This window comes from Arthrobacter globiformis (genome assembly GCF_046536215.2).
Taxonomy (GTDB): domain Bacteria; phylum Actinomycetota; class Actinomycetes; order Actinomycetales; family Micrococcaceae; genus Arthrobacter; species Arthrobacter globiformis_E.
Genome location: NZ_CM143421.1, coordinates 3,543,909 through 3,557,313 on the forward strand (window position 1 = coordinate 3,543,909; position 13,405 = coordinate 3,557,313).

Below are 13,405 nucleotides of genomic sequence, written 5' to 3' on the forward strand. Positions count from 1 at the left end.
TCACGGAACTGAGCCTGATACCGCTGCAGGCTGGGGAACAGTAATTACTGATAGGCACTCAGGGTAATGCCCGCCGGGCTCCCAATCCATACACCGATCCCGGCACGGGCCGCGGTGACAGGATCCGTAACGAATATGACAAATGCTGTCACTCCCCGTACGCTCGCAGTGGACCTTCCGCACCCCACGCTAAGGAGCCCCACGTTGAAGACCGCGAGAATCCTGGCCACGGCCGCGGCGGCTGCAGCGCTGCTGGCTCCCGTGCTCTGCGGGCCGCCGGCCCAGGCTGCGCCGGCCAAAGGGGTGCCCGCCCAGGATGCGCCGGCGCCACATGGCGACGGCACATTGAGCAGGGAGATTGCCGGCGGCAGTACCACCACAGTTTCAGCCGCGCCCTTCGCGGCGCAAGTTTCCTTCGATTCGGCTGGCACCAGTATTGGGTGCACCGGCAGCCTGATCGCCGCCAGTTGGGTCATCACGGCCAAGCACTGCAACTCCTCGAGCCTGAGGTCGGTCCGGCTGGGCACCAGCTACCTCGGAGCCGGGGGTGCCGTCCGTTCGGTCGCCGGACGATACCCGGCCCCGGCCGGCGATGTCCTGCTGCTGAAGCTGGCCACGCCGTACTACGGTTCCTTCGTGGGCCTGTCCAGTTCCTTTCCCGCCACCGGAACTGCCGCGAAGGTCTATGGCTGGGGGTATGAGTCCGAGGGGTCCGGTGCCATGTCGTACTACCTCAAGGCGGCGGACGTGTCGGTGATCTGGCAGGGCGTGGACAACTATGGCGGCCCGTCAGTCCGGACGCGGTCCGAGAGTGGCCACACGCTCAATGGCGACTCGGGCGGGCCGCTGATCGTGAACGGCAAACTGGCGGGGGTGCTGTCCACCTCGGACATCCTGCCGGCCCCGAACCCGTCGAACTTCACCGGCTACTACAACGACCACGCCTCCGTGGTCCGCAACCTGGCCTGGATCACCAGCGTCTCAGGGGTCCGGGGCTCCTAGCGGTTACATCGGGCGGGCGGATTACATCCCTGGCGGGCCGGTTACATCCCCGGCAGATCGAGGGTCTCGTACACCTGGATGCTGGCGCCGGGCATCATGAGGTGCGGGTGCCCCTCGAGCAGGGCCAGGGCGCCGTCCATGTCCTCGGCCTGCAGGATGCCGTAGCCGCCCACCTGCGTGTTCGTGTCCGTGGCGCCCGTCTGCGTCACTTCCTTGCCGGCACTCAGGGGCTGGCCCATGTCAACGATGCCGCTGCCGGCCCGTGACGCCCACTCCATCCACGCCTTCATGCCTTCCTGCGCGGCCTCGGGGGAACTCTCCGCCATCTGGGATTGTGCCGACTGCGGTGCGTTGTAAAGAACTACGAACTTCTTCATTGCCGGTCCCGTCTCTGGGGTAGTTTCTCTGGGGTAGCGGCAGCCACAGGTCGATCCTAGGGGGATTCGGCAAGCGGCGATACAGTTCAAGGGGCACCGTTCACGGAAAATTCGCCCGCCCGCCAAAGGGCATTTCGCTGTGGGAAAACTAAGCCGGGAAGACCTGAAAAAGCAAAGTTGAGCGTAGTACACTCAACTTAGCTAAACCGTCTTCGAAAGGAGCTCTCTTTGGACGTCAAATTCACCACCAAGAGCCAGGAGGCTCTTTCGGCTGCGGCCATGAATGCCTCCACGGCCGGGAACCCGCAGGTGGAACCTGCCCACCTGCTCAAGGCGCTGATGGATCAGCGGGAGGGCGTCGCCGTCGCACTCCTGCGCGCCACCGGAGCGGACCCGGACGCCGTCAGCGTGCAGGCCAGCACCGCCATCAAGGCCCTTCCCGCCACATCCGGAAGCTCGGTCCAGCAGGCCCAGCTGTCCCGGCCCTCCCTGCAGGCGATCCAGAACGCCCAGAACGAGGCTGACAAGCTGGGCGATTCCTTCGTCTCCACCGAGCACCTGCTGCTGGGTCTCTCGGCGGGAAGCGACGGCGTGGGCAGGCTGCTGCGCGACGCCGGCGCGTCCCACGAGGCACTGGCGGCCGCCCTCCCCGGCGTCCGCGGCGACCGCAAGGTCAACTCGCCCGATCCCGAAAACACCTTCCAGGCCCTGGAGAAGTTCGGCACCGACCTCACCGCCGTGGCCCGTTCAGGAAAGCTCGATCCGGTCATCGGCCGTGACAGCGAAATCCGCCGCGTCGTGCAGGTGCTCAGCCGCCGGACCAAGAACAACCCCGTGCTGATCGGCGAGCCGGGCGTCGGCAAGACCGCCGTCGTCGAGGGCCTCGCGCAGCGGATGGTGGCCGGCGACGTGCCGGAAAGCCTTCGCGGCAAGACCCTGATCGCCCTTGACCTGGCCTCCATGGTGGCCGGCGCGAAGTACCGCGGCGAGTTCGAGGAGCGGCTCAAGGCCGTCCTTGAGGAGATCAAGAACTCCGACGGCCGGATTGTCACATTCATCGACGAGCTGCACACCGTGGTGGGCGCCGGAGCCAGCGGCGAAAGTGCCATGGACGCCGGCAACATGCTCAAGCCCATGCTTGCCCGCGGCGAGCTGCGGCTGATCGGAGCCACCACCCTCGACGAGTACCGCGAGAACATCGAGAAGGACCCCGCCCTGGAGCGGCGCTTCCAGCAGGTGTACGTCGGGGAGCCCAGCGTGGACGACACCATCGGCATCCTGCGCGGCCTGAAGGAGCGGTACGAGGCGCACCACAAGGTGGCCATCGCCGACTCCGCCCTCGTCGCGGCCGCGACGCTCTCCAACCGCTACATTTCCGGCCGTCAGCTGCCGGACAAGGCGATCGACCTCGTGGACGAGGCCGCCTCCCGGCTGCGCATGGAGATCGATTCCGCCCCGGAGGAGATCGACCAGCTGCGCCGCGCCGTCGACCGGCTCACCATGGAGGAGCTCGCCCTGCAGGGCGAGACGGACGCCGCGTCCGTGGAACGCCTCGCTGCGCTGCGGGCCGACATGGCGGACAAGAAGGAGCAGCTGGCCGGACTCAACGCCCGCTGGGAAGCGGAGAAGGCCGGCCTGAACCGGGTGGGCGACCTGAAGGCAAAGCTGGACGAGCTGCGGTCCACGGCGGACAAGGCGCAGCGTGAAGGCGACCTGGAGACGGCGTCCCGGATCCTTTACGGCGAAATTCCGGCCCTGGAACGCGAACTGAACGACGCCGCCGAGGCGGAGGCCGCGGTGGCCGACAAGTCCGCCCTGATGGTGGCGGAGGAGGTCACGGCCAACGACATCGCCGAGGTCATCGCGGCGTGGACGGGCATCCCGGCCGGCCGCATGCTGCAGGGCGAAAGCCAGAAACTGCTGCACATGGAGGAGGAACTCGGCAAGCGGCTGATCGGCCAGTCCAAGGCCGTCACCGCCGTGTCCGACGCCGTGCGCCGTGCCCGGGCCGGCATCAGCGACCCCAACCGGCCCACCGGTTCCTTCCTGTTCCTCGGCCCCACCGGCGTCGGCAAGACCGAGCTCGCCAAGGCGCTCGCGGACTTCCTGTTCGACGACGAACGCGCCATGGTGCGGATCGACATGTCCGAGTACAGCGAGAAGCACTCCGTCGCGCGCCTGGTCGGTGCGCCTCCCGGGTATGTCGGCTACGAGGAAGGCGGCCAGCTCACCGAGGCCGTCCGCCGCCGGCCGTACTCCGTGGTGCTGCTGGACGAGGTGGAGAAGGCACACCCCGAGGTGTTCGACATCCTGCTGCAGGTGCTCGACGACGGCCGCCTCACCGACGGCCAGGGCCGCACCGTGGATTTCCGCAACGTGATCCTGGTGCTCACCTCCAACCTGGGCAGCCAGTTCCTCGTGGACCCCACGCTGGATGCGAACGCCAAGCGCAACGCGGTGATGGCCACGGTGAACGCCTCCTTCAAGCCGGAGTTCCTGAACCGGCTGGACGAGGTGGTGCTGTTCGATCCGCTGTCCGTCGAGGAGCTCGCCCGCATCGTCGAGCTGCAGGTGGCGGAGCTGGCCAAGCGCCTGCACGAGCGGCGGCTCTCGCTCGAAGTCACCGAAGGCGCACGCTCCTGGCTGGCGATGTCCGGCTTCGATTCGGCGTACGGCGCCCGGCCGTTGCGCCGCCTCGTGCAGCGCGAAATCGGCGACCGGCTGGCCAAGGCCATCCTGGCCGGTGAGATCTCCGACGGCGACACCGTCCTGGTGGACACCGCGGCGGACCTGGGGGAACTTACGGTGGAGGGGCTGGAGGCGCTGTCAGGTGCCGACGGCGGCGCGCCGCTGGGCAGCGGACTCACCGTCCGACGCCGGGACTAGCAGCGGCTACGGGAGCAGGCTTGCCTTGATGATGTTGCCGGACGCAGTGACGTAGCAGTCCACGCGGCGGTCGCCCTTGGCCCAGCTGGCCGTGCTCGGGTAGGCGAGGCGGTAGTTCAGGTTGTAGGCGTTGGACTTCGCGGTCAGCGCCGCCGTCTGGCACGTCTCCCTGGCCCTGGTCTTCAGGGCGTCCCGGCCCGGGTAGCCGTCACTGTCGGCGTAGCGGGTGACCGCCACCAGTTGGGCGGAATGGTCGGTGGTGCACGCAACAATCGTCGACTTGGACGCCTCGGGGTCGAAATCCTTGAAGCAGTCCCCTACCTGGAAGTCCAGCGGGCCCACGCTGGCCAAAGGGAGGCTGGGCCGGGGAGACGGGGCCGGCGGGGCGGCGGAGGGCTCCGCCGCTGCCGCCTCGGGCCGGTTCGTGGACTGCAGGGTGGCCGCGGCGAGGAGTGAGGTCAGGAGCCACACGAGCAGGCCGCCGGCCACGAGGAGCGCAGCGAGGAAACCGGTCTTGAGCAGGGTCTGCCGGACCTCGGGCCGTGCGAGCCGTGAGCGGATCGATCCAACGAGGCTTTTGGGCTGCGCCGCGCTGTCGTTGGCTTCACTGCCTTGGGCGCCACTGGGCCGGGCTTGTGCCGCCTCGGCCGAGTTCGGTCCGGGCTGCACGGCGACGGCGCGGGCCGGCCCGCGTTCCCCGTCGTTGCTGGGATCGTTGTCATTCATATGGGGCGGCACCCCTTCCTGGCGTTCGCTCGGCGGCGGGCATGAAATGCAGTCGTTCAGGAGACTCTATCGAACAAAAAATCTCTGCGAGCCCCGAATTGCCGCGGAGAAGGAGGCTGCGGCGGCCGCCGGAGGCCCGCGTGGCAAGCAGATGCCGCCGAAAGCATGTAATCTAGGGGTACGACAAATTGACCAAACATTCCGGGGCCTCACCGATCGCCAAAGGTGACCACCTCCGGTCCAAGTACAAAAGGGGGTCACGCCATGGGGCGCGGCCGTCAAAAGGCAAAAGCTACCAAGCAGGCTCGGGACATCAAGTACTACTCCCCGAACACCGATTATTCGGCCCTACAGCGTGAGCTCACGGGTCCGGGAAGTCGTGCCACGAGCCATTTCGCGAATGAACCGGTCGAGCCGGACTATTCAGCCTACGTGGATAAGTACGCGGACGATTTGGATGAAGACGACGACGAGGTAGACAGCCGTCGTATCGGTTAGTCGTTCCCGCTGAACTGCCGCAAGGCAGTTGGCTGCACGCCGCCGTCGTACACCTCCTGGGTATTTCCCGCATTCGGGTTGCCCGTTTCCCTGCCTGACCCGGACGCCCGGTCGTGGCCGGATATCCGGCGCAGGGAAAGTCCGGTGTTACCGCAAGTCATCAGGCCCGTTGGGCGCGCCAGATTTTGGCGTGCCCAACGGGCCTTTTTGCGTTTCCGGATCCGTCAGGGGATACCTTGACCAAATGCGTTAGTGGTGACTAACGTATTAACCGTGCTAGATCCCCTCGAAGTCGCGGCCGAACCGAACCGGCGCCGGTTGCTGCAGCTGCTGGCGGCGGGCGAGAAGACCGTGACCGAACTCGCGGGCGAATTCACCGTGAGCAGATCCGCCATCTCCCAGCACCTTCTCCTGCTCGAACAGGCCGGGCTGGTGTCCGCGCGCAAGGAAGGGCGGAACCGGTTTTACCGGCCCGATCCGAGGGGCATGAACGAACTCCGCCGGCTCTTTGACCAGTTCTGGACCCATGAGCTGGACCTGCTGGTTGCGGACGCCCACGAACTCTCCCAATCCGAACTCCCCACGTCAAAGGAAAAATCATGACTTTCGACAAGACTGTTGTTGTACCGCTGGACCTCGACCAGACGTTTGCGCTGATCACGCAGCCGGAGCGGCTCCGCCGGTGGCAAACCGTTGCCGCGCGCGTCGACCTGCGGGTCGGCGGCGAATACCGCTGGACCGTCACCCCCGGGCATCACGCCACCGGTTCCTTCACTGAAATTGAACCCGGAAAACGCCTCGTCTTCACCTGGGGCTGGGAGCAGAGTGCCGAGATGGCTCCGTCCGACTCGGTGGTGTCCCTGACGCTTGAACCGGTCGACGGCGGCACGTCCGTCCGCCTGACCCACGCCGGCCTGGGCGAGCAGCAGGAAACAGCCCACGCCGAAGGCTGGAACCACTACCTGGACCGTCTGGTTGCGGCCGGCGCGGCGGGGGATGCCGGTGCAGACGAGTGGGCGGCGGCGCCGGACCCGATCAACGAGCTCACTGCCGCGGACGCCACGCTGGCGGTGCTGCAGCGCGTGCTGCGTTCCGTCACCCCTGCCCACCTCGAAACCCAGACCCCCTGCGCCGACTACAACGCCGGCCAGCTCCTGGACCACGTGGCCGGCTCCATCAGCGGCATCGGCCAGGCCCTTGGCGTGCAGGTCTTCGACGACGCCGCCAAGGCGCCGGAGGCCCGCATCGCCGACCTCGCCCAGCCGGTGCTGGAGGCCTTCTACCGGCGCGGCCTGGAGGGGACCGTGGACATGGGCTTCGCGGAACTGCCTGCCGCCATGGTGGCCTCCATCCTCAACCTGGAGTTCCTGGTTCACGCCTGGGACTTCAGCAAGGCACTCGGCACCGACCTCAGCGTTGCCGACGCCCTGACCGACTATGTGGAGGTGCTGGCCCAGCAGACCATCAGCGAGCAGGTGCGCGCAGGCGGCAGCTTCGCCCCGGCCCAGCAGGTGGCCGAGACGGCGGGCAGCCTGGAGCGGCTCGTAGCCTTCACCGGACGGGCCGTGCACGCCGGGGCCTAGAAGAATTAGGCTGGGGGGACTTCAGCCAACGAAAGGTACGGACGCATGGTTCAGCGCAGCGGGTACAGCCTCGGAGAGCTCTGCTGGGCGGACGTCCAGACACCGGACGTGGCTGCCGCCAAGGCGTTCTACGCCGCCGTGTTCGGGTGGCGCTACGAGGACCTGCCCACCCCCGACGGCCGCAGCTACGCCAAGGCCTTCCTGGATGACGACCTCGTGGCGACGGTGGCACCGCAGCCGCAGCAGGGCGGCACGGAACGGCCCGCGCACTGGAACGTCTACTTCGCCGCCGTGGATGCCCGGGCCGCCGCGGAGGAGACCCTGCACGCCGGCGGCACGGTGCAGTTCGGGCCGGAGGACATCGGGGACACCGGAACCATGGTGTTCGTGGAGCCGCCGGGCGGGGGTGCCACCGGCGTGTGGCAGGCCGGCACCCACCCCGGCAGCGGACGGCACAACGAGCCCGGTGCCTTCGCCTGGGCCGAACTGATCACGCCCGAGCCGCAGGCCGCCGTCGGATTTTTCCAGCAGCTGTTCGGGCACGAGGTGACCGAATATCCGCAGGACGACGGCGGAACCTACACCACGCTGATGGTGAACGGCGCCGAGGTGGCGGGCGTCGCCCCGGCTCCGGAGGAGGACGGGGACGACGAAGACGGCGAGTCCGGCGCCCGCGGCTGGCAGGTTTACTTCGGCGTCTCCAGCGTCAAGGAAGCGGTGCTGTCGGCCGTCGCTGCCGGAGCCGAGGTGCTGGTGGAGCCGGAGTTCGACGACGACGGCGGCACCATCGCCACGCTGAGGGACCCGCAGGGCGGAGTATTCAGCGTCCTGGAGGTCTAAAACTGATCGAGTGCTCCGTAACCGCCCTTATGAGGATTCAAAAGGGCGGTTGGGCCCACGCCGGCAGGGTTCCCTGGCCGAGCTTGCGAGGCGAGGGTGCCGGTGGGGAGCACTCGACGACTTATTTAACGCAGTTACGCGTAGGCGTTGACCAGCTGGACGGCGCCGCCGTCCACGCCCTTGGCGCCCTGCACGTAGTCCGGGCCGGTCTTGACCACGGCGTCGGAATCGGCGCTGACAGCACCCATGATCCAGGACGGCAGGCCGCGCTCGTTCAGGCGGGCAACGGCGGCGTCCGCGGCTTCGGCGGAGACCACTGCCACCATGCCGACGCCGAGGTTCAGCGTGCGCTCCAGGTCCGGCAGCGGCACGCGGCCCAGTTCGGAGACGAGCTTGAAGATGGCCGGCAGCTCCCAGGTGGAGCGGTCAACCGTGGCCACGAGGCCCTGCGGCAGCACGCGCGCCAGGTTGGCGGCCAGGCCGCCGCCGGTGACGTGGCTGAAGCCGTGCACGGCCTTGTCCGCCGTGACGGGGAACGCCCGTGCCAGGTCCAGGCAGTCGGCGGCGTAGACCCGGGTGGGTTCCAGGAGTTCCTCGCCCAGCGTGCGGCCGAGTTCGGAGACCTGGCGGTCCAGGGCCCAGCCGGCGTGGTTGATGACGCGGCGGACCAGCGAGTACCCGTTGGAGTGCAGGCCGGAGGAGGCCATGCCGATCACCACGTCGCCGGCGCGGACGCGGTCCGGTCCGAGCAGCGCGTCAGCCTCGACAACGCCGGTGGCGGCACCGGCGACGTCGTACTCGTGCTCGCCCAGCAGGCCGGGGTGCTCGGCCGTTTCGCCGCCCACCAGCGCGGTGCCGGCCACGGAGCAGGCGGCGGCGATGCCGCGGACGATGTCCGCAATGCGCTCCGGGACCACCTTGCCGCAGGCGATGTAATCGGTCATGTACAGCGGCTCGGCGCCCACCACCACGATGTCGTCAACCACCATGCCCACGAGGTCGTAGCCGATGGTGTCGTGGATGTCCATGGCCTGGGCGATGGCCACCTTGGTGCCCACGCCGTCCGTTGAGGTGGCGAGCAGGGGCTTCTTGTAGGTCAGGAGCCTGGAGACGTCGTACAGGCCTGCAAAGCCGCCGACACCGCCAATCACCGATGCATTGTGGGTCGCCTTGACGGCGTCCTTCATGAGCTCGACGGCGCGGTCGCCGGCCTCGACGTCCACACCGGCGGCCGCATAGGTGATGCCGGCGTTGTTCTGGGCAGCATTCATGTCAGCAGTGGAGGAAGCGGAAGTCATCAGGACTCTTTCTTGTCAGCGCCGACGGTCGCAGCGTCGTGGTGGAGATCGGGCACGCGGTCGGCGTCGGTGAGCAGGTTCTCGAGCTCGGAATCCGGTCCCGGGTCACAGCCGGTGGCACCCGGCTTTTCGGCGGGGTCCTCGGTCACCGGGATGCTGTGCGGGTTGCCGGGGGTGGCGGCAGCCGGTTCGATCGCGGGTTCAGCGGCAGCGTCCGCTGCCGAGCCGGCGGCGGGTGCGGCGCCGGACGCGGCCGGCAGTCCGCCCAGGTCAGTGCGCTCCAGCAGGTTCTTGCCAAGCTTGTCCGCGCCGGGCAGCTCGATGGGGTACTTGCCCGTGAAGCATGCCGTGCAGAGCCGCTCGCGGGGCTGCTGGGTGGCGCCGATCATGCCGTCTTCGGAAATGTACGCCAGCGAGTCGGCGCCGATGGCCTGGGAGATCTCCTCGATGGTGGCACCGTTGGCGATCAGTTCCGCCCGGGAGGCGAAGTCGATGCCGTAGAAGCAGGGCCACTGGACCGGCGGGGAGGAAATCTTGACGTGGACGGCGGCGGCGCCGGCCTCGCGGAGCATCCGGACGATGGCGCGCTGGGTGTTGCCGCGGACGATCGAGTCATCCACCACCACGACGCGCTTGCCGCGGATCACGGACTCCAGGGCGTTGAGCTTCAGCCGGATGCCCAGCTGGCGCAGCGTCTGCGAGGGCTGGATAAACGTGCGGCCCACGTAGGAGTTCTTGACGAAGCCGTGCGCGAACGGGATGCCGGATTCCTCTGCGTAGCCCACGGCCGCGGGGGTGCCGGATTCCGGGACCGGGATCACGATGTCGGCGGTCTGGGTGTTCTCGCGTGCCAGCTGGCGGCCCATCTCCACGCGGGATTCATAGACCGACCGGCCGGCGATGGCGGCGTCCGGGCGGGCCAGGTACACGTATTCGAAAACGCAGCCGGCCGGCGTCGGGTCCGCGAAGCGGCGGGACCGCACGCCCTGCTCGTCGATGGCGATGAACTCGCCGGGCTCGATCTCCCGGATGAAGCTGGCGCCCACGGTGGCGAGGGCGGACTGTTCGGAGGCCACCACCCAGCCGCGCTCCAGGCGGCCCAGGCAGAGCGGGCGGATGCCGAAGGTGTCGCGGGCCGCGTAGAGGGTGCCTTCGTCCATGAAGACGAAGCAGAAGCCGCCGCGGATCTTGGGAAGCAGTTCGAGGGCGGTCTCCTCGAGGGACTTGCCCTCTTCGCCTTCCAGCAGCGCCGTCACCAGTGCGGTGTCGGAGGTGTTGCCCTGCTTCATTTCGCCGCTGAGCTGGCCGCCGTTGCGCTCATGGATCATGGCGTTCAGTTCGGCGGTGTTGGTGAGGTTGCCGTTGTGCGCCAGGGCCACCGTGCCCGTGGCGGTGGCGCCGAGCGTGGGCTGTGCGTTGGCCCAGTGGCTGGCTCCGGTGGTGGAGTAGCGGCAGTGGCCCACGGCCAGGTGCCCGGTCAGGGTGTTAAGCGTGGTCTCATCGAAGACCTGGGATACGAGGCCCATGTCCTTGTAGACGTTGATCCGCTTGCCGTCGCTGGTGGCTATACCAGCCGACTCCTGACCGCGGTGCTGCAGCGCGTACAGCCCGTAGTAGGTAAGTTTTGCTACTTCTTCACCTGGTGCCCAGACGCCGAAGACGCCGCAAGCGTCCATCGGGCCTTTTTCGCCAGGGAGAAGATCATGAGAAAGTTTTCCATCGCCGCGTGCCACTGGTCGATTATCTCACGTCATGGGGTAAGGAAATTCCGGCCGCCGGATTATGACCGCTGGCCGGGCTCGCCGCCGTCGTCCGCCGTCCGCTCCGGGGCAGGGCCCGGCTCGTCGGCCGGTTCGGTGCCAGCGTCCCGGGCCGGTGCCGTGGTTGGGCGCATGTCCGTGCCCCCGCCGGCGGCGGGATGATCCGTTTCCGGCACGGCTTCGACGACGCCGCGGCGGGCGCGGCGCACGCTGGCCCGGTCCAGGACCAGGGCGGCAATTGCGCCGAGAATCACACCCGCTGCTGCGCACGGCACCATGAAGAATCCGTACACGGCGCCACGGTCGTAACTGGCATCGCCGGGCAGGGCGTATGCAATGACCGCGGCCGCCGCGAAGCCCACCAGCCCGCCCAGGATCAGGAAGGGAACATACTTGGGCGCGCGCCGGACGGTGATCTCGCGCCGTTCGGGAATCCCGCCGTCGGGAAATTCGCGCTGTTCGGGGGTGGGCTGGTCGGAAGACATGCCATCTAGCCTACTGTCATCCTGGCCGCCGGCCCGCGCCGGCATGTTCAGGCCGCCGGCCGTGCTCAGGCCTGCGGCCCCGCCTGCACCAGCCGCTGCCGCTGTTCGCCCAGGAGCTCCCCGCCGGACATCCGCATGACGTCCCCGGCCTGCAGGTAGGGGAAACGGCCGGACAGCGCCACGCCCTCCGGGGTGCCGGTGGTGATGAGGTCTCCGGGTTCCAGCACCATGTACTGCGACAGCCGGCGGACCAGTTCGGCCGGTCCGAAGACCATGTCTGCCGTCGAGCTGTCCTGCCGGACCTCGTCATTGACCCACGACGCGAGCCGGATATCGTCCGCCTGCACCGCGGCGGCGGGCACCAGCCAGGGCCCCACGGGGTTGAATGTGGGGCAGGACTTGCCGAGGGACCACTGCGGCCCCGAGTGCTCCAGCTGGTACTCGCGCTCCGAGACGTCGTTGGACAGGACGTAGCCCGCGATGCAGTCGGCTGCCTCGGCGTCGGAGGCCAGGTAGCTGGCACGCCGGCCGATGACGACGCCCAGCTCCACCTCCCAGTCCACCCGCTGCGCCCCGGGCGGGATGACGACGTCGTCGTCGGGGCCCACCACGGTGTTGGGGTGCTTGAAGAAGATGATGGGACGCTCGGGCACCGGCAGGCCGGATTCGGCGGCGTGCGCGGCGTAGTTCAGCCCCACGCCGATCACGGCGCCGGGCCTGGCGATCGGCGCCCCGATCCGTTTGCCGTCCACCGTCACCCGGGGGAGGCCGGTCAGGTCAAGGTCCGCCAGCTGGCCGGTCCAGGCCTGCAGGAAGTTCCCGTCAATGTCCTGGGTGACCGGACGCAGGTCGTAGGCCTGGCCGTCGTCGTCGATGACCACCGGTACCTCGTTGCCCGCCGGGCCAATGCGCATCAGACGCATTCTGTCTCCTTTCAGCTGCCGCGGTAGGTGGAGTAGGCGAACGGGCTCAGCAGCAGCGGCACATGGTAGTGCTCGGTGCCGGTGACCTCGAAGACCAGGTCCACCTCCGGGAAGAACGTCGTGCCGCCCTGGCGGGCGTAGTAGTCGCCGATCGCGAAGTTGAGCCGGTAGTTTCCGGGGGTCAGGGTCTCCGGCCCCAGGTCTTTCGCGCGGCCGTCCGCATCGGTGGTGCCGCGGCCCAGCTCGGTCCAGTTGCCGCCGTCGTTCGCGTAAAGCACGACGGCGATACCCGCCGCCGGGCGTCCGGCGCCGGTGTCCAGGACGTGGGTTGTCACGTGGGAAACGCTCATTCGCTGATCACTCCCTCCAGGCGGAGCAGTGCGATTTCCCGCAGCTGCTGCGCGACGATGGCGTCTTCCTGCGCCGGGGTGTTGGCCAGGCGTTCGTTCAGTGCTGCCAGGATTTCGGCGGCGGTGCGTCCGGCGGCGCGGATCAGGAAGACCCGGCCGAACTTCTCCTCGTAAGCGCGGTTGCCGCGGGCCAGGGCGTCGGCCACCTCGGCGTCGGCCGGGTCCACGCCAGCCTGCTCGGAACGGGACATGGCGGCCTCGGTGGTCTGCGCGGCGGGGCGTTCGCCGATCCTCGGGTGGTGCGCCATGGCGCCTTCCACCTCATCCGGGGTGAATGGTGCGGCGGCTGCGCGGGCTCCGTCAAGGAGCTCCTGGCGGGACGCGAACGGGCGCGCGGCGGCGATTTGGTCCACCCAGCGCGGGACGTCGATGCAGGGGCGCAGGACCGCGTTGGCAGCGTCCCTGTCCGCGGCATTGAATTCGGCAAGCTTCACGTTGTGATCCTCAGGCAGATGCTGGCATCCATGGTGACGGCTATGCGGAGGGCCGGATACTCTCCCGGCGATCGCCACCCCCTCTTCAGGCATGTCGAGTTCCGCATCATGGAACTGTTATTTCAGCATACGTAATAGTGAAGCCGAGCACGTCCGCCGGTGTCAAGAGACTACAGCAGGGGC

Annotated in this window: 14 protein-coding genes; 6 read left to right on the forward strand and 8 right to left on the reverse strand. The window is 68.2% G+C overall.

The annotated features are described in order from the left end of the window. Positions 1-204 precede the first annotated feature (204 nt). Positions 205-1,002 (forward strand): S1 family peptidase, encoded by a 798-nt coding sequence (locus R5O87_RS15910; RefSeq protein ID WP_410557869.1) that lies wholly within the window; start codon positions 205-207, stop codon positions 1,000-1,002. A 41-nt stretch (positions 1,003-1,043) separates the two neighbouring features. Here the strand turns inward: R5O87_RS15910 and R5O87_RS15915 are convergent, their stop codons facing one another. Beyond that, on the reverse strand, positions 1,044-1,379 hold the full coding sequence (locus tag R5O87_RS15915; RefSeq protein ID WP_410557870.1) for a YciI family protein: 336 nt from the start codon (positions 1,377-1,379) through the stop codon (positions 1,044-1,046). 228 nt (positions 1,380-1,607) lie between these two features. On the opposite strand from R5O87_RS15915, the gene clpB reads away from it, so the two are divergent. After that, entirely contained in the window at positions 1,608-4,265 is a 2,658-nt protein-coding gene (gene clpB, locus R5O87_RS15920) for an ATP-dependent chaperone ClpB (protein ID WP_410557871.1), read from the forward strand. A gap of 6 nt (positions 4,266-4,271) precedes the next feature. Here the strand turns inward: clpB and R5O87_RS15925 are convergent, their stop codons facing one another. Next, positions 4,272-4,991, reverse strand: coding sequence for a septum formation family protein (locus R5O87_RS15925; protein WP_410557873.1), 720 nt, complete (start codon positions 4,989-4,991; stop codon positions 4,272-4,274). A 264-nt stretch (positions 4,992-5,255) separates the two neighbouring features. Here R5O87_RS15925 and R5O87_RS15930 point away from each other — a divergent pair, with 264 nt between their 5' ends. From R5O87_RS15930 to R5O87_RS15945, 4 genes are all read left to right on the forward strand, one after another. After that, positions 5,256-5,489 carry a DUF3073 domain-containing protein gene (locus R5O87_RS15930; RefSeq protein ID WP_003803040.1) on the forward strand — a complete coding sequence of 78 codons (234 nt, stop codon included), beginning with the start codon at positions 5,256-5,258 and terminating at the stop codon, positions 5,487-5,489. Between the two features lie 255 nt (positions 5,490-5,744). Beyond that, a complete protein-coding gene (locus tag R5O87_RS15935; RefSeq protein WP_410557875.1) occupies positions 5,745-6,092 on the forward strand; it encodes an ArsR/SmtB family transcription factor in 348 nt (115 codons plus the stop codon). After that, complete coding sequence (locus R5O87_RS15940) at positions 6,089-7,072, forward strand: TIGR03086 family metal-binding protein (protein WP_410557877.1); 984 nt, start codon at positions 6,089-6,091, stop codon at positions 7,070-7,072. Before R5O87_RS15935 ends, R5O87_RS15940 begins: the two co-directional genes overlap by 4 nt. Before the next feature lie 45 nt (positions 7,073-7,117). Further along, positions 7,118-7,912 carry a VOC family protein gene (locus tag R5O87_RS15945; protein WP_410557878.1) on the forward strand — a complete coding sequence of 265 codons (795 nt, stop codon included), beginning with the start codon at positions 7,118-7,120 and terminating at the stop codon, positions 7,910-7,912. 134 nt (positions 7,913-8,046) lie between these two features. Here the strand turns inward: R5O87_RS15945 and purM are convergent, their stop codons facing one another. From purM to uraD, 6 genes are all read right to left on the reverse strand, one after another. Next, the gene (gene purM / locus R5O87_RS15950) at positions 8,047-9,210 is read right to left on the reverse strand and encodes a phosphoribosylformylglycinamidine cyclo-ligase (RefSeq protein ID WP_410557879.1); all 1,164 of its coding nucleotides are present in this window, start codon (positions 9,208-9,210) and stop codon (positions 8,047-8,049) included. Beyond that, on the reverse strand, positions 9,210-10,943 hold the full coding sequence (gene purF / locus R5O87_RS15955; protein ID WP_410557880.1) for an amidophosphoribosyltransferase: 1,734 nt from the start codon (positions 10,941-10,943) through the stop codon (positions 9,210-9,212). Before purF ends, purM begins: the two co-directional genes overlap by 1 nt. A 47-nt stretch (positions 10,944-10,990) precedes the next feature. Further along, positions 10,991-11,455, reverse strand: coding sequence for a hypothetical protein (locus R5O87_RS15960; protein WP_410557881.1), 465 nt, complete (start codon positions 11,453-11,455; stop codon positions 10,991-10,993). 65 nt (positions 11,456-11,520) lie between these two features. Then, positions 11,521-12,378, reverse strand: coding sequence for a fumarylacetoacetate hydrolase family protein (locus tag R5O87_RS15965; protein ID WP_410557882.1), 858 nt, complete (start codon positions 12,376-12,378; stop codon positions 11,521-11,523). Between the two features lie 11 nt (positions 12,379-12,389). Beyond that, positions 12,390-12,728: a hydroxyisourate hydrolase gene (uraH, locus tag R5O87_RS15970; RefSeq protein WP_410557883.1), complete on the reverse strand. Its 339-nt coding sequence runs from the start codon at positions 12,726-12,728 to the stop codon at positions 12,390-12,392. Beyond that, on the reverse strand, positions 12,725-13,222 hold the full coding sequence (gene uraD / locus R5O87_RS15975) for a 2-oxo-4-hydroxy-4-carboxy-5-ureidoimidazoline decarboxylase (RefSeq protein ID WP_410557884.1): 498 nt from the start codon (positions 13,220-13,222) through the stop codon (positions 12,725-12,727). The genes uraH and uraD overlap by 4 nt, the downstream gene beginning before the upstream one ends. Between the last annotated feature and the right edge of the window lie 183 nt (positions 13,223-13,405).